Annotated in this window: 25 protein-coding genes and 1 pseudogene; 8 read left to right on the top strand and 18 right to left on the bottom strand. The window is 68.7% G+C overall.

What is annotated here, in order from left to right; genetic code table 11:
* Positions 1-5 precede the first annotated feature (5 nt).
* Genes GO592_RS28450 through GO592_RS28440 form a run of 3 tightly spaced genes read left to right on the top strand, consistent with a single transcriptional unit; the run spans position 6 to position 2,341 of the window.
* The gene (locus tag GO592_RS28450; RefSeq protein WP_007298451.1) at positions 6-1,265 is read left to right on the top strand and encodes an RNA polymerase sigma factor; all 1,260 of its coding nucleotides are present in this window, start codon (positions 6-8) and stop codon (positions 1,263-1,265) included.
* A 57-nt stretch (positions 1,266-1,322) separates the two neighbouring features.
* Complete coding sequence (locus GO592_RS28445; protein WP_007298452.1) at positions 1,323-1,652, top strand: ArsR/SmtB family transcription factor; 330 nt, start codon at positions 1,323-1,325, stop codon at positions 1,650-1,652.
* Positions 1,652-2,341, top strand: coding sequence for a cation diffusion facilitator family transporter (locus GO592_RS28440; protein ID WP_007298453.1), 690 nt, complete (start codon positions 1,652-1,654; stop codon positions 2,339-2,341). The genes GO592_RS28445 and GO592_RS28440 overlap by 1 nt, the downstream gene beginning before the upstream one ends.
* On the opposite strand, the gene GO592_RS28435 is transcribed toward GO592_RS28440, so the two are convergent.
* Genes GO592_RS28435 through GO592_RS28425 form a run of 3 tightly spaced genes read right to left on the bottom strand, consistent with a single transcriptional unit; the run spans position 2,308 to position 5,581 of the window.
* Entirely contained in the window at positions 2,308-3,339 is a 1,032-nt protein-coding gene (locus tag GO592_RS28435; protein WP_007298454.1) for a crotonase/enoyl-CoA hydratase family protein, read from the bottom strand. The two genes, GO592_RS28440 and GO592_RS28435, sit on opposite strands and share 34 nt — an antisense overlap.
* Entirely contained in the window at positions 3,336-4,973 is a 1,638-nt protein-coding gene (locus GO592_RS28430) for an acyl-CoA dehydrogenase family protein (protein ID WP_007298455.1), read from the bottom strand. The genes GO592_RS28435 and GO592_RS28430 overlap by 4 nt, the downstream gene beginning before the upstream one ends.
* Complete coding sequence (locus GO592_RS28425) at positions 4,970-5,581, bottom strand: TetR/AcrR family transcriptional regulator (protein ID WP_007298456.1); 612 nt, start codon at positions 5,579-5,581, stop codon at positions 4,970-4,972. The genes GO592_RS28430 and GO592_RS28425 overlap by 4 nt, the downstream gene beginning before the upstream one ends.
* 79 nt (positions 5,582-5,660) lie before the next feature.
* Between GO592_RS28425 and GO592_RS28420 the strand changes: the two genes are divergently transcribed.
* Together GO592_RS28420 and GO592_RS28415 are read left to right on the top strand one after the other, a co-directional pair.
* On the top strand, positions 5,661-6,446 hold the full coding sequence (locus GO592_RS28420) for a crotonase/enoyl-CoA hydratase family protein (RefSeq protein WP_007298457.1): 786 nt from the start codon (positions 5,661-5,663) through the stop codon (positions 6,444-6,446).
* Between the two features lie 140 nt (positions 6,447-6,586).
* On the top strand, positions 6,587-7,486 hold the full coding sequence (locus tag GO592_RS28415) for a phosphatase PAP2 family protein (protein ID WP_007298458.1): 900 nt from the start codon (positions 6,587-6,589) through the stop codon (positions 7,484-7,486).
* Here the strand turns inward: GO592_RS28415 and GO592_RS28410 are convergent.
* The 7 genes from GO592_RS28410 to GO592_RS28380 all read right to left on the bottom strand — a co-directional run bounded on the left by GO592_RS28410 (position 7,455) and on the right by GO592_RS28380 (position 12,601).
* Entirely contained in the window at positions 7,455-8,612 is a 1,158-nt protein-coding gene (locus GO592_RS28410) for an alpha/beta fold hydrolase (protein WP_007298459.1), read from the bottom strand. The genes GO592_RS28415 and GO592_RS28410 overlap by 32 nt on opposite strands.
* 60 nt (positions 8,613-8,672) lie before the next feature.
* On the bottom strand, positions 8,673-9,026 hold the full coding sequence (locus GO592_RS28405; protein WP_157234267.1) for a hypothetical protein: 354 nt from the start codon (positions 9,024-9,026) through the stop codon (positions 8,673-8,675).
* A gap of 85 nt (positions 9,027-9,111) precedes the next feature.
* Entirely contained in the window at positions 9,112-9,342 is a 231-nt protein-coding gene (locus tag GO592_RS28400; protein WP_007298461.1) for a hypothetical protein, read from the bottom strand.
* A 50-nt stretch (positions 9,343-9,392) separates the two neighbouring features.
* Complete coding sequence (locus GO592_RS28395; protein ID WP_007298462.1) at positions 9,393-10,067, bottom strand: TIGR04282 family arsenosugar biosynthesis glycosyltransferase; 675 nt, start codon at positions 10,065-10,067, stop codon at positions 9,393-9,395.
* Complete coding sequence (locus GO592_RS28390) at positions 10,064-10,738, bottom strand: glycosyltransferase family 2 protein (protein ID WP_039951767.1); 675 nt, start codon at positions 10,736-10,738, stop codon at positions 10,064-10,066. The genes GO592_RS28395 and GO592_RS28390 overlap by 4 nt, the downstream gene beginning before the upstream one ends.
* Entirely contained in the window at positions 10,731-11,798 is a 1,068-nt protein-coding gene (locus tag GO592_RS28385) for an NAD-dependent epimerase/dehydratase family protein (RefSeq protein ID WP_007298464.1), read from the bottom strand. Before GO592_RS28385 ends, GO592_RS28390 begins: the two co-directional genes overlap by 8 nt.
* Positions 11,795-12,601, bottom strand: coding sequence for an S-methyl-5'-thioadenosine phosphorylase (locus GO592_RS28380; protein WP_007298465.1), 807 nt, complete (start codon positions 12,599-12,601; stop codon positions 11,795-11,797). The genes GO592_RS28385 and GO592_RS28380 overlap by 4 nt, the downstream gene beginning before the upstream one ends.
* 20 nt (positions 12,602-12,621) lie before the next feature.
* On the opposite strand from GO592_RS28380, the gene GO592_RS28375 reads away from it, so the two are divergent.
* Complete coding sequence (locus tag GO592_RS28375) at positions 12,622-14,034, top strand: hypothetical protein (RefSeq protein WP_007298466.1); 1,413 nt, start codon at positions 12,622-12,624, stop codon at positions 14,032-14,034.
* Between the two features lie 38 nt (positions 14,035-14,072).
* Here the strand turns inward: GO592_RS28375 and GO592_RS28370 are convergent, their stop codons facing one another.
* From GO592_RS28370 to GO592_RS28350, 5 genes are all read right to left on the bottom strand, one after another.
* The gene (locus GO592_RS28370; RefSeq protein ID WP_007298467.1) at positions 14,073-14,741 is read right to left on the bottom strand and encodes a hypothetical protein; all 669 of its coding nucleotides are present in this window, start codon (positions 14,739-14,741) and stop codon (positions 14,073-14,075) included.
* A gap of 87 nt (positions 14,742-14,828) precedes the next feature.
* A complete protein-coding gene (locus tag GO592_RS28365; protein ID WP_039951770.1) occupies positions 14,829-15,488 on the bottom strand; it encodes a class I SAM-dependent methyltransferase in 660 nt (219 codons plus the stop codon).
* Positions 15,485-15,997, bottom strand: a complete 513-nt coding sequence (locus GO592_RS28360) for a hypothetical protein (RefSeq protein WP_007298469.1) — start codon at positions 15,995-15,997, stop codon at positions 15,485-15,487. Before GO592_RS28360 ends, GO592_RS28365 begins: the two co-directional genes overlap by 4 nt.
* A 1-nt stretch (position 15,998) precedes the next feature.
* Positions 15,999-17,249, bottom strand: coding sequence for a molybdopterin-dependent oxidoreductase (locus tag GO592_RS28355; RefSeq protein WP_007298470.1), 1,251 nt, complete (start codon positions 17,247-17,249; stop codon positions 15,999-16,001).
* Positions 17,250-17,365: 116 nt separating this feature from the next.
* Positions 17,366-18,580, bottom strand: coding sequence for a low temperature requirement protein A (locus GO592_RS28350; protein ID WP_039951772.1), 1,215 nt, complete (start codon positions 18,578-18,580; stop codon positions 17,366-17,368).
* Positions 18,581-19,018: 438 nt separating this feature from the next.
* On the opposite strand from GO592_RS28350, the gene GO592_RS28345 reads away from it, so the two are divergent.
* Together GO592_RS28345 and GO592_RS28340 are read left to right on the top strand one after the other, a co-directional pair.
* On the top strand, positions 19,019-19,468 hold the full coding sequence (locus GO592_RS28345) for a DUF6325 family protein (RefSeq protein WP_039951817.1): 450 nt from the start codon (positions 19,019-19,021) through the stop codon (positions 19,466-19,468).
* 16 nt (positions 19,469-19,484) lie between these two features.
* Entirely contained in the window at positions 19,485-19,814 is a 330-nt protein-coding gene (locus tag GO592_RS28340) for an SHOCT domain-containing protein (protein WP_007298473.1), read from the top strand.
* 42 nt (positions 19,815-19,856) lie between these two features.
* On the opposite strand, the pseudogene GO592_RS28335 reads toward GO592_RS28340, so the two are convergent.
* From GO592_RS28335 to GO592_RS28325, 3 genes and pseudogenes are all read right to left on the bottom strand, one after another.
* Positions 19,857-20,468, bottom strand: a pseudogene (locus tag GO592_RS28335) (SDR family oxidoreductase); the annotation flags it as partial.
* The gene (locus tag GO592_RS28330) at positions 20,465-21,394 is read right to left on the bottom strand and encodes an alpha/beta hydrolase fold domain-containing protein (RefSeq protein WP_193385484.1); all 930 of its coding nucleotides are present in this window, start codon (positions 21,392-21,394) and stop codon (positions 20,465-20,467) included. The pseudogene GO592_RS28335 and the gene GO592_RS28330, both read right to left, overlap by 4 nt.
* Positions 21,391-22,851 (bottom strand): flavin-containing monooxygenase, encoded by a 1,461-nt coding sequence (locus GO592_RS28325; protein ID WP_007298476.1) that lies wholly within the window; start codon positions 22,849-22,851, stop codon positions 21,391-21,393. Before GO592_RS28325 ends, GO592_RS28330 begins: the two co-directional genes overlap by 4 nt.
* Between the last annotated feature and the right edge of the window lie 17 nt (positions 22,852-22,868).

Raw genomic sequence — 22,868 nt, 5'->3', positions numbered from 1 at the left:
GTCCGGTGGACGTCCAGCGCACGGTCGAGGCGGTGTGGCGCATGGAGTCGCCGCGCCTCATCGCGTCGCTCACCCGCCTCGTCCGTGACATCGGGATCGCCGAGGAGATCGCTCAGGACGCGTTTGTACTCGCGCTCGAACAGTGGCCGGAGCAGGGCGTTCCCGACAAACCGGGTGCGTGGCTGACGGCCACGGCCAAGCACAAGGCGATCGATCGCATTCGCCGTGAACGGTCGCGGCAGTCGAAATATGCGGAGATCGCCGTCGATCCGTCCGCGCAACCGCCGAGCGCCCTGCCCGCGCCGGACGCCGTCGACGGCGTGGAGGACGACCTGCTGGCTCTGGTTTTCGTGGCGTGTCATCCGGTGCTTCCCCGGGAATCGCGTGTGGCACTGACCCTTCGACTGGTCGGGGGTTTGCGCACCGACGAGATTGCGCGGGCGTTCCTGGTCCCCTCGGCGACGATGGGGCAGCGGATCAGCAGGGCCAAGCGGACGCTGTCGGAGGCGAAGGTCCCATTCGAAGTGCCCGCACGCGAGGAACTTCCGGCACGGTTGTCGGAGGTGCTCGAGGTGGTCTATCTGGTGTTCAACGAGGGGTACTCCGCCACGTCGGGTGAGGACTGGATTCGGCGTGACCTCGCGTCGGAGGCGATGCGGCTCGCCCGTGTCCTCGCCGGCCTGCTGCCCCGGGAACCGGAGGTGCACGGACTGGTGGCGCTCACCGAGTTGCAGGCGTCACGGTTCGCCGCCCGGGTGGGTCCCGACGGTGAGCCGGTCCTGCTGCAGGATCAGGACCGGTCGCGGTGGGACCGAACCCTTCTGACACACGGCAATGCCGCGCTGGAACGGGCTGTCGGGCTCGGCCGCCCGCTCGGCCCCTACTCGCTGCAGGCCGCGATCGCCGGGTGTCATGCCCGGGCGCCACGTTTCGAGGCCACCGACTGGGAGGCGATCGTCGCCCTGTACGACGCGCTGGCGCAGGTGGCGCCGTCGCCGGTGGTGGAACTCAATCGTGCGGTGGCGTTGCTGCATTCGGACGGACCCGAGGCGGCGCTCGCTGCTCTCGACGCCGTACGGGACGACCCTCGGCTGGCGCGCCACCACCTCTACGGCGCCGTGCGGGGCGAAGTCCTCGAACGCCTCGGTCGTTACGACGAGGCGGCCCGGACGCTCGAGGACGCCGCGGCGACCGCACCCACCCACCGTGAACGGAACCTCCTCATGGCCCGTGCCGCCGCCGCGTCGGAGCACGCCGAGCCGTGAGTCTCGACCGTTGATTCACGATTTCCTGAATACAGAAATCGATGTACGGTCAGACCCATGGAGACACGGGTCCACCGGGACGCCCTCGCGCGTTTCGGGTACGCGCTGTCGGACACCACCCGCACACAGATTCTGCTGAGCCTGCGGTCCGGGCCCGGGTATCCGTCGGAGTTGGCCGAGAAGATCGGGGTGTCCCGACAGATCCTGTCGAATCATCTGTCGTGCCTGCGTGGCTGCGGTCTGGTCGCCGCGGTGCCGGAGGGAAGGTGGAGCCGGTACGAACTCGCCGACCCGCGGATCGGACGTGCCCTCGACGACCTGCTCGGCCTGGTGCTCGCGGTCGATCCGTCCTGCTGCCCGGACGCGGAGACCGAAGGCTGTTGCTGATGGCGTCCGAACCCGGCATGCCCACCAGGCCGTCCGGCGAACGCAGGCAGGTCCTGTCCCGCCGGATCAGGTTCTTCGTGGCCGCGACGATCACCTACAACGTGATCGAAGCGATCGTGGCACTCACCGAGGGTGCGCGGGTGTCGTCGACGGCGTTGATCGGGTTCGGCCTGGATTCGGTGATCGAGGTGTCGTCGGCGGCCGCGGTCGCGTGGCAGTTCGCGGGACGCGATCCCGAGTCGCGGGAGAAGGTCGCGCTGCGCGTCATCGCGTTCTCGTTCTTCGGGCTCGCCGCGTACGTGAGCGTCGACGCGGTGCGGTCACTGCTGGGGGTCGGCGAAGCGCAGCACTCGACGGTCGGAATCGTGCTGGCCGCAGCGAGTCTGGTCGTGATGCCGGTCCTGTCGTGGGCGCAGCGGCGGGCCGGTCGTGAACTCGGTTCCCTGTCTGCGGTGGCGGATTCCAAGCAGACCCTGTTGTGCACGTACCTGTCCGCGGTGCTGCTGGTCGGGTTGCTGCTCAACAGCACCCTCGGCTGGTCGTGGGCCGATCCGATCGCCGGCCTGGTGATCGCGGTCATCGCGGTGAAGGAAGGCGTCGACGCGTGGAAGGGCGACACCTGCTGCCCCGCGCCGGCCGGTGCTCGCGCCGCGGATCAGGATCCCGGCTGCGACTGCTGCGACTTGTGATCGCCGAACGGCTCGTCGCGTTCGCGGACGGCCTCACGGAATCCGGCTGTGGCCGAGCGTAATTGGAACGCATATCCCTCGCGGGTGTGCCGGGACATGCCGTCGAAGACGGTGCTCACCATCGTCGAATTCGCGACGCCCTGCGCCAGCAGCGCGCTGTTCAGTGCGAGTTTCACCATCATCAGCTGATTGACGGGCATCCTCGCGATCCGCTCGACGAGGTCCTCGGTGCGCCGGTCGAGTTCCTCCGCAGGCGCCGACTCCACCGCGAGACCCCACTCGGCAGCCTGCCGTCCCGTGATGCAGTCGCCGGTGAGGAGGAGTCGCTTCGCCCGCTGGTCGCCGAGGCGGTGCGCCCACATGCCCGCGGCAGGCACACCCCACACCCGGGTCGGGGGATAGCCGATCTTCGTGTCGTCCGCGGCGACGATCTGGTCGCAGTACAGCGCGATGTCGGTGCCGCCGGCCACGCAGAATCCGTGGATCTTCGCGACCGTCGGCTTGTTCGCGTGGAGCAGGCTCGCGAAGCCGCGGTTGAACCGGCTCATCATCGCGTAGTCGGCCATCGGATCCCAGTTGCCGAACGGATTGTGGTTGCGCGCCTGCACGATCGGATCGAGCACGGTGCCCGTCGTGCGGTCCGGCCCCTCGCCGGGGTGGCCGCCGTGTTCGGCGAAGATGCCCAGGTCGTATCCGCCGCAGAATCCCTTTCCGCGCCCCGCCAGCAGGATCACGTGGACGCGGGGATCGAGGTCGGCGCGTTCCACGGTGGCGGCGAGCTCCAGAGGAGTGTCGGTGGTGATCGCGTTGCCGTGGTCGGGACGGTTGAACGTGATCCGGGCGATGCGTCCGGTCACCTCGTAGGTGAGGGTCCGATACTCCGCCGGGGCGTCCGGCCGATCCGGTTCTCGACCCGCGAACAGGGAGTCGTCGCCCTCGTCCCAGCCGTCGCGCCAGGCCGCCGGACGGGTGCCGGCGTGTTCGTCGTGGCCGGTCACGACCCCACCTTGGGTGTGGCGCGGTCGATGATGGCGGCGGTGTCGACGCCGGTCGGCAGCGTCCCGAACACGGTGCCCCAGTCGCCGGACAGCCGGCTGACGCAGAACGCGTCGGCCACCGCCGGATGCCCGTGGCGGATCAGCAGCGAACCCTGCAGGGCGAGCGCCATGTCGCCGACGACCCGCCGCGCCCGGTGCTCGAGCGTGTCGACGTCGCCGAAACTTGCCTTCAGATCCGCGACGGCGGCGTCGAGTCGCGCGTCGGCTCCCGCGGTGGAATCGAGTTCGTCGAAGAAGACCTGAAGTGTCTCCGGCTGTTTCGCCATCGCACGCAGGGTGTCCAGGGCGGCGACGTTGCCGGAGCCTTCCCACACCGACAGCAGGGGAGCCTCCCGGTACAGTCGCGGCATCCGTGATTCCTCCACGTACCCGTTGCCGCCCAGGCATTCCAGGGCCTCGGCGGCGTGGATCGGGCCGCGTTTGCAGACGAAGTACTTGCTGACCGCCAGCGAGATGCGACGCAGGGTGTTCGCGTGCTCGTCGCCCGCGGTCGCGCGGTCGGTGAGCGCGGCCAGCCACAGGGCGACGGTCGTGGCCGCCTCCGACTCGACGGCGAGGTCGGCGAGCACGTTCCGCATCAGCGGCTGATCCACCAGGTGAGCGCCGAATGCGCTGCGGTGCACGGCGTGGTGCGCGGCCTGTGCGGTGCCGGCACGCATGCCGGTGGCCGTGCCGATGGTGCAGTCGAGGCGGGTCATGTTGACCATCTCGATGATCGTCCGCACGCCGCGGCCTTCCTCGCCGACCAGCCACGCCACGGCCTCGTCGTACTCGACCTCGCTGCTGGCGTTGGAATGGTTGCCGAGTTTGTCCTTGAGTCGCTGCAGGTGCATCCGGTTGCGGGTGCCGTCCGGCAACACCCGGGGGAGGAAGAAACACGACAGTCCGCCGGGGGCCTGCGCCAGCACGAGGAACACGTCGGACATCGGCGCCGACGTGAACCACTTGTGCCCGGTCAGGACGTAACTGCCGTCGGACTGCGGCACGGCGCGGGTGGTGCCCGCGCGGACGTCGGAGCCGCCCTGCTTCTCCGTCATCGACATCCCGGCGATCAGCCCGGCCTTCGTCAGTGGAGGGTGCAGCGCCGGATCGTAGACCCGGGCGGTGAGCAACGGTTCGTACTGTTCCGCCAGCTCACGGTTGTGGCGCAGGGCGGGGACGACGGCGTACGTCATGGAGATCGGGCAGCCGTGACCGGCGTCGACCTGGCCCCACACCGCCATCTTCGCGGCCCGGACCAGGTGGGCGCGCGGGTTGGGGTCGGCCCACGGCGCGCCGTGCAGGCCCATCTCGACGGCAGTAGTCATCAATTGGTGGTACGCGGGGTCGTACTCCACCTCGTCGATGCGGTTGCCGTAGCGGTCGTGGGTGCGCAGGAGGGGAGGGTGCGCCTCGGCGAGATCGCCCCAGCGCTGCGCCTCCTCGCTGCCGGCGAGGCGGCCGACGTCGTGTAGTTCCTCGAGCGCGTCGTGGGCGCCCTCGCGTTGCAGCACGTCGAGGATCGGTGCGTAATCGGCCGCGTCGAAGTTGATCAGCGGCGGCACCTGGTTGACGACCTCGTGTGTGGCACTCATGTCGGGCTCCCGAGGGATCGAAGGGTGAAGGTGAGCAGGGCGGGGATGATCGCGCCGTCGGCGGCACCGCGGGCCAGGGGCAGAATCAGCGCTTCACCGATGGCGCCGACGATGCAGGCGGCGGTCACCGACGCGTCCTGTTCCGGGATCTCCCCGGCCTCGACAGCGGCGGCGATCGCGACCGCGAGGGCGTTGCGGAACGACTCGCGGAACAGGAGGCGTTCGGTGTCGACCTGCGGGTCGACGGGTTCGACGAGCAGCGCGTAGGCCAGGGTGGGTGCGCGCAGCGCGCGTTCGGCGAACGTGCCGACGGAGGCGGATACCGCGGCGACGCAGCGGCCCTCGGCGCCCCGGGCGGCGTTGCCGGATTCGACGGCGGCGCTCACCTCGCGACTGCAGACGATGCGGAAGACGTCCGCGAACAGTTCGCCCTTGTTCGCGAAGTGCCGGTAGACGGTGCCGGTGCCGACCCCTGCCTCGGCCGCGACCGCGGAGATCGAGCACCCGGCGTATCCGTGGCGGGCGATCAGCCCGATCGCGGAATCGATGAGGGTGGTGCGGAGCGCGTCCAGGCGTTCCTGGACGGCGGGTGTGCGCCGGTAGGCCATATTCAAGGAGTGAACACCCGTTCCGTTCTTCCGTCAAGAGTGCTAGCGTCGGCTGCACCAGCGAGGAAAGGCGCACTCGATGACTTCCGACGTGGTACTCGTCCGCAAGGACGGCCCGGTCACGACCATCAGCCTGAACCGGCCCGAAGTCCGCAATGCCGTCGACCGGCCCACCGCCGACGCGCTCGCCCACGCCTTCCGCGCATTCGACGCGGACGAGGACGCGTCCATCGCGGTGCTCCACGGTGAGGGTGGAACATTCTGTGCGGGAGCGGATCTCAAGTCGATCAGTTCCGGGAACGGGAACCGGGTCGCACCCGACGGTGACGCCCCGATGGGGATCTCCCGGATGCGGTTGTCCAAACCGGTGATCGCCGCGATCGACGGGCACGCGGTGGCAGGCGGGCTCGAACTGGCGCTGTGGGCCGACCTGCGGGTCGCTGGCGCGGACGCCGTCCTCGGAGTGTTCTGCCGCCGCTGGGGCGTGCCGCTCATCGACGGCGGAACCGTCCGCCTGCCGAGGCTCATCGGGGAGAGTCGCGCGATGGACCTCGTCCTCACCGGCCGGCCCGTCGACGCCGACGAAGCCCTGAGCATCGGGCTGATCAACCGGAAGGTCGCGGCCGGGGAGGCCCTCACCGCGGCTCGGCAGCTGGCCGCCGAGATCGCCGGTCTGCCTCAGGTGTGCCTGCGGCAGGACCGGTTGTCGCTGCTCGAGCAGTCGGGGCTCACCGAGGATCAGGCCCTGCTGAACGAATTCCGGCACGGTGCAATCTCTCTGGCCAACGGAACGGTCGAGGGTGCCGCACGCTTCGCTGCCGGGGCAGGCAGGCACGGTGATGCTGCGCCCGTGAGTACTTATTAACCAAGGGCGGTTAATAAGTACTCACGGGCGATAGCATTGTGCGCGTGGATGACTGGTCGGACGAGCGGTCCTCACCCGCGAACACGCTGCCGCCGGGGACGCCGGGTGCCTCCTGGCGACGAGTGCGGTTCCGGCGCGCGGTGTGGTGTGCGTACCTGCTCGCGCTGGCCGTCACGATCTACACGCTGGGGCTCCCCACCGACCGCATCTACCAGGCGACGTGGATCGTCGCCGGCCTCGTCGCCTTCACGATAGATCGGCCGTGGCAGGACCATCTGCGCGTCGTGCGGGACTGGTTGCCGCTCATCGCCGCTCTCGTCGTGTACGACCTCAGCCGGGGGTTTGCCCACGAACTCGGGATGCCGGTGCGGGCGGAGGAACTGGTGTCCGTGGAGACCTGGCTGTTCGGCGGCACGATCCCCACGGTGTGGTTGCAGGAGAATCTGCTGTCCCCGACGGGTGAGCTGCCGGGGTGGACTCTGCTCACGGGAATCGTCTACACCAGCCACTTCATCGTTCCGTGGGTCGTCGCGGCCGTCTTCTACGTGTACTCGCGCGACCTGTGGTCGGGGTACATGCGGCGGGTGCTGTTGTTGTCGTATCTCGGCCTGGTCACCTACATCCTGCTTCCATCCGTTCCGCCGTGGCTGGCCGCCGAGGGGGACGTGATCTCGGGCAGCGTGGGCCGCGTCGCCGGTTTCGGATTCGGTGTGGTCCCCACGGATGTCAGCACACGGTGGCTGGAGGCGCAGAGCAACCCCGTCGCCGCGCTGCCGTCCCTGCACGCGGCGTTCGCCCTGCTCGTGGCCGTCGCTCTCTGGCCGTTCACGAAGAACCTGTGGTCGCGGGCGCTGCTGGTCGCCTACCCGCTCGCCATGGCGTTCGTATTGGTTTACGGCGGCGAGCACTACGTGGTGGACGTGCTGGTGGGATGGGCGTACCTGGGCCTGGCGGTCCTGCTGGCGCGGGCGTGGGAATCCCGCACGACGGTATGGCCCGGCCGGGCCGTCACCGCCGGCCGCCCGCGGCGTCGCTGGTGACCGACACCTCGTCGAACATGGGCTGGAGGAAAGGCAGGATGCGGCCTACGATCGCCTCGTTGTACGCGACCGGTTGCTGATTCGGATTCGCGTGGCCGGTCCCGTCGAGCTTCGCCACCAGCAGCGCGCCGTCGGTCCCGCCGGACTGTTCGACGAGGATCTTCTGCGTGTAGTCGACGTCGACCACCTGGTCCTTCCACCCCGCGCGGGGACGCACGAAGACGATCCCGGGCCGCGGCTTGTCGTCCGTCTCCACCGCCAGCGACTGCAGGTTGTCGATCGCACCGGACGCGACGATGGTCTTGAACTGCGATTCGATCAGCCCGTTGCTCGCCACGTCCTCCGACAGGACCTTCTCGGTGAGGACCTCGTCGACGACGTCGCGGAATTCGTCGACGTCGACGTGCGGATACCAGTCCGACTTCGTGTCGAGGAACCTGCTCTGCCGGGCCGCGGTCTCCACCAGCAGGCGCAGCGTCCGGCTCTCCCGCGCGCCGGGGAGCCAGCCGATCCACCGCAGCATGTCCTCGCCGCTGTCGCGGCTCCCGGCCCGGACGGCGTGCAGGTCCACCGGGGTGCAGTCGAGTACCACTCCGATGAGGTTGGCGTCCGTGTCCTCGTAGATGTGCTGCGCGACCTCCAGCGCGACGACGCCGCCCATGCTGTGCCCGGACAGGACGATGTTGTCGATGCCCTCGTCGGCCGCGCGGGTGGCGATCAGTTCGCTGATCACCTTGGTGTCGATGCCGCCGTTGTCGTACTGGACCGCCCATACCCGCCCGATGCGGTCGTACGAGGACAGGGTGCGGGCCGTGTCGGTGGCATCCTTGTTGCCCAGCCCGACCAGGTCGACGACGGCGGTGTCGTGGTCTGCGGGCGACTGCGCGTCGTACACCTCGTGGATCTGTGGCTGGGTGAGTGCGAGTCGCTCGCGTTCGGGTTGCACGTCGTGAACCCAGTACTGGCCGCCGGCCAGGAGCAGGGGGACGGTCCCGAGCGCGATCGCGGCGAGGAGGCGCCGGGTGCGACCGAATTTCTGCCACTGGTGACCGAGCCGTGTCGCGTGCAGACGCGCCTTGCGGCGATCGTTGCTCCAGTCGGCCACGGTGGACGGATGGCGTGTCATTCTCTCCGACATCCACTCCGATGGTACGCGCGGGGACGGAGGGGTCAGGTGGCATGGAAGTTACGGTGCGTTACAGCAGTTGGACATTCGCCAGTTTCCAGCCGCCGCCCTCGTGGTGACCGTCTGGTCGAGGAACACCAGGACTTCGGCGGCGTCCTGATCGCCGCTGGCCAGCCCGGCCTGCACGATCTGGGCGGACGACGTGGCCTGGTACTGGACGATCATGTCCCGCAGGTTCGACGCCACTTGCGAATACTGTCCGGCGAATGCGCCGACGGAGTTGCTCTTGACCAGCGACAGGTTGGTAAGACCATCGCCGACCGCACCACCCACGACGTCTACAAGCTGGTGGCGCCCAAGTTCGACTTCCTGCTCCCTGCTCACCACACCGCACGAGGCGCTGAACCATGCCATCACCGGCTACGCCGAAGTAGTCGCCGAGCACCCGAACGTCTTCCGCTTCCTGGCAGACGGCGAGCTGAAACAGGACGGCGCGGGATCAGCCCTGTCCCTCGACGTCGAGCGCGACCTCACCGACCGGCTGGCCGACGAAGTACCCGGTGTCCGGCTTTCCGGAGTCTTTCGACGACTCGAGCCACAGGTCGGTGGTCGAGACCATGATCCCGACCGCGGCGCGGGCGGTGAACCGGACGTCGGAGACTTCGGCGGACACGGACTCGAAGATCGTCGACGCGACCCCGGCCAGCCATCGGATCGAACTCGATCCCACCGAACCTCTCTGCCTCGCACTTGCCCGCATCAACGCCCCGTGAGTACTTATCAACCTCCCGTGGTTAATAAGTACTCACGGCGGAAGCGGCTGGACTCCGGACAGAGGGCGGCGACCGGGGCGACGTCGGCCGCGTAGTCGACGTCGCGGAGCGTCGGCAGCGACAGCACCTCGGCGCCCGCCGCGAGGAGCGCCTCCCGGGTGAGGCGTCCGGTGTCCGGACTCGACGTGGGAACCAGGCGGATCGCCTCCGCCGCCACGGCGTCGGGCACTCCGAGGATCCACCACCCGCCGTCCTCCGCGAGTCCGAGGACGCATCGGCCCTTCCTCTCGGTGAGCAGGTCCGCCGATTCCGCGAGCAGTCCCGCCGTCACCTGCGGTGTGTCCGTGCCGATCTGGAGGACCGGCAGGCCGAACGCGTCGAACGTGTCGGTGTGGGCGTTCACCAATCGCTCCGCGAAATCCTCACCCCGTTGCGGCAGCACCGTGAAACGGTCGAGCGCCGACGTGATGTCGGTGCCCCGGACCGCCCGGCCGAGGTCGCCGGTCATCGCCACCACCCGCCGCGCGGCACCCGCACCGGTGACGGCGTCCAGGGTGTCCAGCAGTGAGGCGGCGGCGAGGTCGGCGGCCCGGGCGTCGCCGACGTCCCGCGCGAGCCGGGTCTTCGCGAACCCGGGCACCGGCGCCTTCGCGACCACGAGCACCGATACGTCGAGAGTCACCCGATCACCTTCCAGAAGTCGTGGACGGCGACGACGGTGCCCTTCAGCGAACCCGACACCTTCGACGCGCCGGCGGTGCGCGGGTGGTACGTGATGTCACGCTCCACGACCCGCCAGTGGGCGCGGCCGGCGAGCACCAGTAGCTGCAGCGGGTAGCCCGACCTGCGGTCGTCGACGCCCAACTCGAGGAGGTCCTGTCTGCGCACGGCTCTCATCGCCCCGAGGTCGTGGATCGGCAGGCCGTACCGGCGCCGGAGTCGTGCGGCGAGGACGGCGTTGCCGATCCTGCTGTGCAGCGGCCACGTCCCGCGCCGATCGGCCCGCCGCCGCCCCACGGCGAGATCGGCTCCCGAGTCCAGCGCGGCGACCAGCCGGGGGAGTTCACCCGGGTCCATCGAGCCGTCGCCGTCCAGCACGCAGACCACCGGTGTTCGCGCCGCCAGCACCCCGGCGTGCACGGCCGAACCGTATCCCGGGACCTGCTCCCGCACCACCGACGCACCGTGCGCGCCGGCGACGGCGGCCGTGTCGTCGGTGGAGTTGTTGTCCACCACCACCGTCCGGTAGTCGCGGGGCACCGCGGCCAGCACTCCGGGCAGGGAACCGGCCTCGTTCATGCACGGGATCACGACGGTGACGTCCCGTGCACGGATCGGTGAGCGCTCAGACACGGGGAGGTCCCGCCGGCGCCGCGTCCCTCAGGGGTGCGTGCGCGAACGCCGCGATCCCCTCGGCGGGCATGATCCGCGCCCGGAACCCCAGCCGCTCCCGGGCCAGCCGGGGGTCGGCGACGATGTGCCGCACGTCGCCGGGACGGTACTCGCCGGTGACGACGGGTTCGGGGCCACCGTACGAACGCGCGAGCGTCGCGGCCACCTCGCCGATCGTGATCGGTTGTCCCGAGCACACATTGAACGCCGAGAATCCGGTCAGCGCCGCCTCGACCGCGGCCACGTTCGCCGCCGCGACGTCGTGGACGTGCACGAAATCCCGCGTCTGCCTGCCGTCCTCGAACACGTGCGGTGGGTCGCCGTTCTCGAGGGCGGAACGGAACATCGCGGCCACGCCGGAGTACGGGGTGTTGCGCGGCATGCGCTCGCCGTACACGTTGTGATAGCGCAGAGCGGTCACGGAACCGCCGGTGGCCAGTGCCCAGGCGAGCGCATAGTTCTCCTGCGCGACCTTGCCTGCGGCGTAGAGACTCCGCGGCCGCAGTGGCGAGTTCTCCTCCACGAGTGCCCACCTCAGGCGCTCTCCGGTATCGGGATCCGTCTCGTCGAAGATCCCCGCTGCCAGGTCCTTCTCCCGGCGGGCGGCCGGTTCCACGAACTCGCCGCGCCCGTTGCGGTACCGGCCTTCTCCGTAGACGACCATCGACGACGCGAGTATCAGCTTCTCGCAACCCGACTCGTGCATCGCGGCGAGCAACGTCGCGGTGCCGAGATCGTTGTGGCTGGCGTAGGCCGGGGCATCGCTCACATCCACACCGGCACCGACGACGGCCGCCTGATGGCACACGACGTCCACACCCCGCAGCAGTTCGATCAGAGCGGGAAGGTCGCGGACGTCGGCGCGTCGCACACCGTCCGGCGGCTCGACGTCGGCACCGTGCGCGGAGGGGAGCAGCGCATCCACGGCCACGACGTCGTGGCCGGCTCCGGTCAGCGCGGCGCGGACGTGACTGCCGATGAATCCGGCCGCACCCGTGAGCAGTACGCGTGTTCCCGTCATGGCAGCTCGATCGGCAGTGTCACACCCTCGTGGACGCGGCAGGCTTCGCAGGCGCCCTCGGGCGCGGCGGCGATCGCGGACCGCACCAGCTTCTTCAGCGACCCGAGATTGCGCTGGAACTCGGTGAACACGTCTACGGCGCGTACACCGCCGCCGGCCTCGATCCCCGCATCGAGGTCGGTGACCAAAGCGATGGTGGCGTAGCACATCTCGAGTTCTCGGGCGAGGACCGCCTCGGGGTGGCCCGTCATGTTGACGAGGGTCCAGCCCTGCCGGGCGAACCACAGGCTCTCCGCCCTGGTCGAGAAGCGCGGTCCCTCGACCACCACCAGCACACCGCCCTCCACGGTGCCCGGCCGGGCGGCGGCCTTGCGCAGGTCCGAGCAGTACGGGTCGGCGAACTGCACGTGCACGCCGCCTCCGTCGAAGTACGTCTGGGTGCGCCCGCTGGTGCGATCGACCAACTGGTCGGGCACGACCATCGAGCCCGGTCCGAGGTCCGGGGTGAGGCTGCCGGCGGCGCAGGGGGCGAACACCTGCCGCACGCCCAGCGTGCGCAGCGCCCACAGGTTGGCGCGGTAGGGGATGGTGTGGGGCGCGAATTCGTGCCGGGCGCCGTGGCGGGGGAGGAACGCCACCTGCCTGCCCTCCACGTCGCCGACCGTGATCGGGGCGCTGGGGCGGCCGTACGGAGTGTCGATCGTGACTTCCGCGGCGTCCTCGTCGAAGAACGAGTAGAAGCCGCTCCCGCCGATCACGGCGACGTCCGCGCGGGCCGGTTCGCGTGCACTCATTGCGGTCATGCAGTCAATCCTGCGTCGTTATGCTGGGCGCGAGTGCGACTTTCGCCGAAGGAGATGACGTCATCGGATCCCCGCAGCGCGCCGAGGAGCGGAATTTTCCGTACCGCGACGTCGTGGGCGCCGCGCTCGCCCTGATCCTGGTGGTGGTCGCGTTCGTCGTCCCGCGCCTGGGAAACGAGACCATCACCCCCATCGTCAACCGCACCGCGGAGAGCGTGCGGGACTTCGCGGACGCCGCGCCGCTGTTCGGGTTCCGCGACGTGCACTTCGGGTGGGGGACGCCGGTCGCCGTCGCCGTCGCGGCGGCGGTCGTGATGTGGGGGCCGGGCCTGGCACAGACGCTGGCGTGGCGTCGCCTCACGGTGGGAGTGTGGCTCGTTTCCGCCCTGTGGTCGATGGCGCTCGCGCTGGTCGACGGCTGGCAGCGCGGCTTCGCCGGGCGCCTGACCTCCACCGACGAGTATCTCCACGAGGTCCCTCGTGTCACGGACATCCCCGCGACGCTGCGCGGTTTCGCGGGGCGGATCCTGGACCTGCAGGCCGATTCGTGGACCACCCACGTGTCCGGCCATCCGCCCGGTGCGCTCCTGACGTTCGTCTGGCTCGACCGGATCGGACTCGACGGCGGTGCCTGGGCGTCCGCGCTGTGCGTCGCGGTCGGATCCAGCGCCGGGGCCGCGGTGATCGTCGCCATCCGTGCGCTCGGCGACGAGGCCATGGCCCGCCGCGCGGCCCCATTCCTCGTCCTCGCACCCGCCGCGATCTGGGTGGCGGTGTCGGCGGACGCACTGTTCGCCGGTGTGGTGGCGTGGGGGATCGCCCTGCTGGCCCTGTCGGCGACTCGGGCCGTCCCGGTCCCCGCCCTCGTCGCGGTGGCGGCGGGCGTGCTGCTCGGGTTCGGTGTCTACCTCAGTTACGGGCTCACGCTGATGGCGATTCCGGCGGTCGCCGTCCTGGTGATCGCGCGCACGGCCCGCCCGCTGGTCGGCGCGCTGGTCGGTGCGCTCGCGGTGGCGGCTGTGTTCACGCGGTACGGATTCTGGTGGTTCGACGGCTACCAACTGGTGCAGGAACGGTATTACCAGGGCATCGCGTCGGATCGTCCCTTCGCCTACTGGGGCTGGGCCAACTTCGCGTCGCTCGTCTGCGCGGTGGGGTTGGCGGTGCCCGCCGCGCTGCCCCGGGCGTTCGCCTGGTCGCGGGTGCGGGCGCTGTCGCCGGTTCCCCTCCTCGTACTCTCCGCGCTGCTGGCGGTGGTGATCGCCGACCTGAGCGCGTTGAGCAAGGCGGAGACCGAGCGGATCTGGTTGCCGTTCGCAGTGTGGCTTCTCGCCGCCCCCGCACTCCTGCCGCGCGGAAGCCATCGGTTCTGGCTCGCGGTGCAGGCCGCCGGTGCGCTGGCCGTCAACCATCTTCTGTTCACGAACTGGTGACGGCCGGCGCATCCGAGGTGCCGTTCGGGGGCAGACGGTCACTTGGTCGCGATCGTGATGGTGGCGATTCCGACCAGCAGCCCCGGCTTCACGGCGTCGGTCTTAAATGTCTCGTTCAGCAGTCCGGCCGCGTCCTCCGAGATCTTGACCTCGGTACCCTGCAGGATCGCGGTGTCGTTCGGTCCTGTCTGCAGCGGCTTCAACGTGCGGCCGTTGAGATCGAACAGCACCGCATCGGCGGCCGCGGGCGCACCGTTGACGCTCACGTCGCCGGTGAGCAGCGACGTGCCCGGGTCGATCGCGAAATCGGTGAGTTCGACGACGGTGCCGGGTGCCGCCAGCGACAATCCACTGCCGTCGTGCATGATCTCGCCCTGTACGTAGGGATCGACCGTGCCCGGCTCCCAGTACTTGACGTTGCCGCCGGTGATCGGAAAGCTGACCGATCCGTCGGCGAGGGCCGCCGTACCCACCACTCCGGGAGTGAGGCCGAGCGTCGTCAGGGCTCCGGTGAAGCCTGAATCCAGTGCGACAGCGGTACTCACCCCGGTCAGGTTGTCGACCTGGGCGACGGGTTCGGGTTGCGTGGCTGCTGCTGCGCTCACATTCGACGACGCATTCGAATCGTTGCTCGAGCACGCCGCGAGCGGGGTCAGGGCGAGGGCGCCGATGGCCGCTGCTACGAGTGCTTTTCGATAGTTCGACATGATGATCAAACAACCTTTCCGGAGGAAGGGGTGGTGGGTGGATGTTCACTAGGTATTCGGTGCGACTTCGCCGTCGGATGGGAGTTCTTACGCCCATTCCATCCGCACGAAGTACCGATTGGCGTGCTGCAGAACATCGATCACGCTCAGTCCGGCGGCGCGTGCGACCCCGGACATCGCGGCGACACTCACACTCGCCCAGGCGAACCACTCGCCGGCGAGATGCTCCGTCTCCCAGCGCAGTAGTTCGTGACGAACTCCTGTCGTGGTCGGCGGATCCACCTCGGCGATCACAATTCCGTATGGTTGCAACAATTCTCGCGCGCGACGCAGTATCCGCACCGGCTCTCCGCCGATGCCGATGTTGCCGTCGGCGAGCAGCACCCGGTCCCAGTGCCCGGACCGTGGAAGCGGCGCGAAGATGTCCCGGTGCAGCGCGAGTCCACCGCGGCGGATCGTGAGTTGCACTGCCGTGAAGGACGAATCGACGCCCAGAGCCGCGACGCCGGCCGACACGAGCGCCGCGGTGAGGCGCCCCGGTCCGCAGCCGAGATCCACGGTGGCGCCGTGACAGCCGGTGAGCATCACCCGGTCCGCGATCCGATCGGAGAGGGAGGATGCATCCCCGCCCATCCACCGGCCCACCGGCAGGGGGCGACGCGTTCCCCGTACGTCGCGCACCCAGCACGGGAGTCCCGCCGACGCGCGCCGCATCAGAAGGTCCGTGGACACGTCGGCTCTCCTCATGAGCCGCTCACCGTGTCACCGTCCTTGCGGGACAGCGCGAGTCGGGTGGCGTACGCGACGGCGGACACCGCGAAGAACGTTGCGGTGAGCAGCAGCCAGCGGTCGAGGAACGGTTCCTGCGTCAGCCCCGTCGCAGCGAGATACGCGTCGGCACCCTGCTCGATGATTCCCGGCAGGAACAGCAGCAGCGTCAGCCCGGACGCGAGCGCCGGTACGCGAATATAGTTGAGCGCCGAAACCGTCTGCGGTCGTGACGTTCTCCTGCCCCGCAACGCGTTCAGCCCGGACGTCAGGGACCGGTCCGCGAGCGCGTACAGAGGGAACAGCACGAGGTCGTGGGCGATCACGGCGCCGAGGAACCACACGGCGATCGACTTCCACCACACGTCCTGATTCCACAGATTCTGCGGACCGACCACCGCCACCGCATAGCCGGCGAGGGCGAACGTGAACAGCACCGCCAGCAAATGCAGCGGGTTGGCTCCGTAGAAGCGGGCAAATCGGCGCATCTCACGCCTCCCGGAATTCGATGGCCTGCACCCATTTGGTGTTGTGGACGCCGGGCAGGGCGGGAACGATGATCCGGGCGGGGTAGCCGTGGTCGAGGGACAGGTCCGCGCCGTTGACCTCGAGGGCGAGCAGGGCGTCGGCGTCGCGCACCTGATCGGACGTCAGTACCGCCTGGTTGAACGCCCCGGACCGTTCCAGCGACGTCACCTTCGCCGACGTGAACGCCGTCACCCCGGCGGCGTCCGCGAGGTCACGCAGTCGTACGCCCGTCCACGTCTCGGTGGTGGACCATCCTTCGACGCACGCGATCGGAAGGGACGCGGTGTGCGGCGGCATCGCGCGCAGTTGACTTCGGCTCAGCTGCACGGGTTCCGCGCCACCCGTCACCGAGAGCCGCCAGGTGTCGCCGATCTGCTCCGGGGTGATCTGCGCGGCCGCGGCGGTGCGGTTGATCTGAAAGTCGTTGGGACCGTCGCCGTACGAGCGGCCGCGGGGGAGGAGTAGCGCGGCGCTGCGCAGGAACCCGCCGGTGGTCTGCCCGACCGACAGGACGGCGACCAGGGCGGCGCCGCCACCGACCAGGGCGAGGGCGCCGCGGCGGCTGATCGTGGGCGGGGTGGGGTCTTCGGCCACGAGGCCGTTCTCGTCCGGCGGTTCGGGGCGCGTGTCCGCGCGGGACGTGCGCAGCACTTCCCGGAACGACCGGGAACGCAGCGACCTCACCATCAACGGCACCTTCAGGATCGTGTGCGTCACGAACCCGGCAATGAAGACCCACGCGCCCCAGTAGTGCGCCGTGTAGAAGTCGAAGCCGAAGATGTAGTCGTATTGAATGTTCAGGACCCCGGTGATGATCTCGAACAGCGCACCGCCCACCAGGGCGATCAGCGACAGACGTTCGAGCGCCTGCGCCGGCGACCGCACCGGCGGAAACACGAACAGTTTGGGGATCACCGACCACAGCTTGGCGAGCACGATCGGCACCAGGATCAGTCCGAGCCCGACGTGCAGCCCCTGGGTGAGCCGGTACAACCACGACGGCCGGGTGGGCCACGCGAAGTACGGAAGGTGCAACCACCCGACGTCGCCGGGACGGGCCTGCCCGAACTGCGGACCGTACGCGATGTACGAGAGCAGTCCCGTGACGATGACGACCGGAAGTCCGATGAGCAGGACGAGGCCGAATACCGAGGTCAGCCACGGTCCGCGCAGTGGACTGCGTAATCGTGGGCCGCGAGAGTTGTCGGTCATGGTGTGTCAATCCCTCCGGCTCGATCATCTCGGGCCTCAGAGGTAATTCGGTGCCGCCACCGTGCAGGACTGCTTCGCCCGTGAGTACTTGTCAACCGCCGGACGTTGACAAGTACTCACGGGTGCGAAGCACCTCCGTGGCGGATCTCGTCGCGGGGCTGGTCGTACCGGACCATCTCGTATCCGATCATCGCGACCAGGACCGCGGTGAGCACGCCCAGGGTGGCGAGGGCCGGGATGTGCCAGACGACGGGGAGCAGCGCGATCAGCACGACCGCTGTCACGACGCGCGGCACGGTGACCGACCTCGTCGCGTACGCCTTGAACGCGACCAGCGCGAGGAGGTACAGCGCCGCGCCGCCGAACAGTGCGATCAGCGGCCAGCCGTACAGCGGGTCGGTGAGCCGGTGATGGTTGCCGTCGCCGACGTACGACAGGATCTTCTTCAGGCCGAGCGACAGCATCACGATCCCGATCACCATCGGCAGGTGTAGGAAGCTGTAGCAGTTGCGGGCGATCCTGATCTGACGCGCACCGGTCGCCTCCTCGAAGGCGTGCTCGACGGCCAGCGACGTCACGTCGAAGTACGACCACCACAGCAGCCCCGACACCGCCAGTCCCAGCAGCGAGGCGACGATGATCGCCCAGGAGATCGGCAGGCTCGCCACACCGATGCCGATCGACACGATCGACTCGCCGAGCGCGACGATGATGATGAGGCCGTGCCGTTCGGCGAAGTGGCTCACCGACCGCAACCGCCAGTTGGTGCCGCCGATCAGTGTGCCGAGGTAGTCGCCGGCGAGGGCGAGGATCCACATCACCGTCTGCGCGGTGCCGGTGAGTTGCGACGCGATGAGCAGGAACACGGTGCCGGTGATCATGCTCGGTGCGAAGCGCAGCACCTGACCGCGCAGCTGGGGGTCGGTGCGGCTGATCACCCAGAACATCACCAGGTGCAGCAGGCGGACGACGAAGTACCCGAGGGCGAAGATGACGGGGCCGTCGAGTCCGCCGGCCAGGTCGTCGAACGCCTCGGGGATCGTCAGGGCCGTGATGAACATGGCGCTCATCGCGCCGAACATCACCACCCGCACGATGCCCTCGTCGGCGCGCACGAGGTTGCAGAGCCAGGCGTACCCCACCCAGCTCCACCACAGGACGGCCATCACCAGTGCGCCGCGCAGTAGGTTCACCCCGGTGGGGTCCTCGGCCATCAGGTCGGTGACGCGGGTGAGCGCGAAGACGAAGACGAGGTCGAAGAACAGCTCGAGCGGCGATACCGACGCTCGCTCTTCGACGAGACGGGGACGCAAACGATGAGCAAAAGTCACGTGGAGAATGCTGCCACCGGACAGCGACGCGGGAAAGTCCTACGAACGGCGGCGACCCGTGGGGGCGGCCGCAGCCTTTCGTTCGGGCGTACCGACGGGGTGCGGGGGATCCGCGCGGTTGAGAACAACGCCGTTGTGACGAGCAGTGCGGTGACGGAGTACGCCCCCGGAGCGCCTCGAGTCGCGCGCCGGAATTGATGTCGAGGACGCCCTGGGCGGTGGTTTCGGGGACCGACGCCTCCTCCAGGGCCGCGGCCAATTGTGTGTCGGGTGAACCCACCACGGTGGGATCACGGAAAGCCCGTGAGAGGGCCTCGAACCGGATTATGCTCGGACGATGGCCGGAATTCTCGTGGGAGATCCCGGACTACCGTGACCGAGCCCGGATCCGGGGTGGCATCTGCGGATCCGGTTGGCATGCACGAAGAGAGGTTTCCGGTGAACGATATCGATCCGGAGGATAGCGGACCCATTGATTATCTCGTGGTGGAGTTCCCTGCCGACCGACGACCGGACGGATCAGCGTTGGCGATCCTCCGCGAACTCGTCGAGCAGGGCACCGTGCGGGTACTCGACCTGGTGTTCCTTCGCAAGGAAACGGACGGCTCCGTCGTGGCGATCGACGTCGTCGACGTCGGACTCGTGGGCGATATAGACGTGTCGCTCTTCGCCGAGGCCTCGACCGGCCTGCTCGACCTGACGGACATCGCCGACGCCGGATCCGTGCTCGAGCCAGGTGCTTCGGCTGCGGTACTGGTCTACGAGAACAGTTGGGCCGCACCGCTCGCAACCGCCCTGCGTCGCACCGGAGCGCAACTCGTGGCGTCGGGCCGCATCCCTGTACAGGGCATCCTTGCGTCACTCGACGCTCTTGAAGCCAGAAACTGAAACCGAGGACAACACCATGCCTGGACTTCTCCGCGGGATCGCCCGCACCGCCGTCATCGCCGGAACCGCGACGTCCGTGTCGAATCGAGTGTCTCGACGTCAGGGCCAGCGGTGGGCGGCGAAAGAGCAACCGCAGCAGCAACCGCAGCAGCAACCGCAAGCACCGCAGAACGAGGCCCCGGCCTACTCCGAGGCACCCCCGCCGCAGGCCGCCCCCACCCCCTCCGCGGGAGGAGGGAGCGTCGACCGGATAGCCGCTCTGAAGGATCTCGGAGAACTCCGAGCGCAAGGTGTGCTCACCGAAGCCGAATTCAACGCCGAGAAGGCGAAGATCCTGGCGTCCTAGGACGACCGCGGCAGTCTCCTACTTCATCCACGGCATGGAAGGTACTCCGTCGAGAATCGTCGTCGCGGCCATCTCCGGGGTGTGGAGGGCGAGCCGCTTGTCGAAGAACTCCGCGAAGGTCTGCGCGTCCTTGTCCTCGGCGACAGTGGCGTTCCGGGCGACGGCGGTCTTGATGCCACCGGGATGCACGCACGTCACCTGGACGGGGTGCTTGGCGATCAGCATCTCCTGACGCAGCGACTCGGTGAAGCCGCGGACGGCGAACTTCGCGGCGTTGTAGGCGCTCTGGCCGGGCACTGCGATCAGCCCGAACAGGCTCGAGATGTTGACGATGTGTCCGTCGCCGGACGCGATCAGATGCGGCAGAAAGGCTTTGGTCCCGTTGACGACGCCCCCGAAGTCGATGTCCATGATCCGCTCGATGTCCTTGAAGTCGGACTTCTCGACGCTGCCGTTGTAGGCGATGCCGGCGTTGTTGTGGATCTGGTGGACCGTGCCGACGTGTGCGACGACGTCGTCCGCGTAGGCAAGCACCGCTTCCCGTTCGGCGACGTCGAGCTTGGCGCCGTACTTCGCGAGATCGAGGGCGAGGGCCCGGCCGATGCCGGATCCTGCTCCGGTGATGACGGCGACTTTGCCGTCGAACGTACTCAGGTGGATGCAACCTGTGCTGTGTCGGGGTGAATCTTCAGGACGTGCCGGCGCAGTGACGCGCCGAGGTCGTTGACCGCCTCGCGTGCCTCGGCGAGGAGGCTGACCTGGAGGTGGAAGTCGTGCCAGAGGTCGTCGAACCGGCGATGGTGGAGGACGCCCGCCGCAGCGCCGACGGCTGCTTCGATCTTGTCCGCGTCGACGGAGATCGGATCGTCGCCGGCCGTGTGCACGACGATCGGCGGCAGACCCGTCATGTCGCCGTACACCGGGGAGATCCCCGGTGATCGCGGATCGTGGTGTCCGGCATAGCGCGGGGCCCATTCCGCCGTCATGGACGGAAGGATGAGGGGATCGCGCAGCACCGGGCGCGTCCTGTCGACGTCGATCGCGAGGTCGGCCCACGGGCAGATCAGGCCAAGCGCGGCCGGGGCGGGGAAGCCACGATCACGCAATGTCATCGCGAGCGCCAGCGTCAGTCCGCCGCCGGCGGAATCACCCGCGACGACGGTGCTGTTCGGGTCGAGTCCGTCGTCGAGTAGCCGGGAGTAGACCGCGACCATTTCCTCGAGCGCAATCGGGTAGCGGGATTCCGGTGAGCGTGAGTAGTCGGGGATCACCGCGGCCGTCCCGGCGGCTGCGGCGAGGTGCGCGACCAGGCCGCGGTACCCCTTCGCGCTCCCGAGGGCGTAGCCGCCGCCGTGGAGGTAGATCAGCGTCCCGCGGGTGGTGTGCGCCGGCCGCACCCGGACGACGGGGACACCGGCGACCGTGTCGCGCTCGAACCGGGTGCCGCGAGGCGGGCGCGCGGCGGCCGTCACCGTCTCGACCATGAGGCGCTTCGTCCCGACGGGCACGCGGTGGGACGCAAACAGCGGTCGTGCGCTGCGCAGACAGGTCCGGATGACACCTCGGTCGATGTTCCTCATGCCGGCGCCCCGAACTGCAGCAGCCCGTCGTGAACCGGGTCTTCGAGGAGCATCGTGGAGTCCTTCTCGTAGTGCATGAGAACCTTCCACGGCTCTTTGGACCCCTGGCGGGGCATGACATCCTTGCCGCGCTGCACGTACCCGGACTGCAACTGGTCGAGCATGCCGATGTCCATCGCGGAGTTCTCCATGTCGCGGGGCGTCGCGACGGTGTGACCGCTCTCGTCCATGTACCGGAGCAGCCGGCACAGGTAGGCGCCTGCGATGTCGGACTTCAGGGTCCACGGCGCGTTGGTGTAGCCGAAAACCCAGGCCAGGTTCGGGATTCCCTCGACGAGCACACCTTTGTAGGTCATCTGCCCGTGCAGCGGGCGGGGCTGCCCGTCCACGGACAGTTCCATTCCGCCGAGCATCTGGATCTTCAGGCCGGTGGCGGTGACGACGACGTCCGCCTCCAGTTCCCGTCCCGACTTCAGCAGGATGCCCTTCTCGGTGAACGTGTCGATGTGGTCGGTGACGATCGACGCGTCGCCGGACGACAGCGCGGTGAAGAGGTCCGCGTCCGGCACCGCGCAGAGGCGCTCGTCCCACGGCATGTAGTTCGGCGTGAAGTGGCTCATGTCGAATCCTGGGCCGAGACGTCGTCGAACCTGCCAGAGCAGGAATCGCCGCATCTGCCGGGGCCACCGCCGGCATGCCAGGTAGAGCCCGCGCTGGAGGGCGATGTTGCGCTTGCGTCCGAACGCGTACACCCACTTGGCGGGGAGGAATCGGCCCAGTACCTCGGAGATCTTGTCGAGTGCGGGTATCGAGAAGATGTACGACGGTGAGCGTTGCAGCATGGTCACGTGCTCTGCATCGCCGGCCATCGACGGGACCAGGGTAACGGCGGTGGCGCCGCTTCCGATCACGACGACCTTCTTACCTGTGTAGTCGAGGTCCTCCGGCCACTGCTGTGGGTGGACGCACCGGCCCTGGAACCGGTCCGTACCCGGGAAGCCCGGCAGGTGGCCGGCGTCGTAGTCGTAGTAGCCGGTGCAGCTGACCAGGTACCCGCAGGTGAAGGTGTGAATGTCGCCGGTTGCCTCGTGCAGGGCCGTCACGGTCCAGCGTTCCTCGGCCGTCGACCAGTCGGCCTCGACGATCTTCAGGCCGTAACGAATCTTGTCCTGGACGCCGAACTCCCGCGCGGTATCAGCGATGTACTGGCGGATCGACGCACCATCCGCGAGCACCTTCGAGTCGTGCCACGGCCGGAACTTGTAGCCGAACGTGAACATGTCGGAGTCGGACCGAATACCGGGGTAGCGGAACAGATCCCACGTCCCGCCCAGCTGCTCGCGGCGCTCCAGCACGGCGATGGTCTTGTGGGGGAACTCGGCTGCCACCTGGCAGGCCGTTCCGATGCCGGACAGTCCGGCACCGATGATCAGAACGTCGAAATGTGTCGTGCTCATGGCTTCCTCGCGCTTCT

It is taken from the genome of Rhodococcus sp. 21391 (assembly GCF_016772255.1).
Lineage (GTDB): Bacteria > Actinomycetota > Actinomycetes > Mycobacteriales > Mycobacteriaceae > Rhodococcus_F > Rhodococcus_F opacus.
This window is presented reverse-complemented; position numbering and strand designations above follow the sequence as displayed.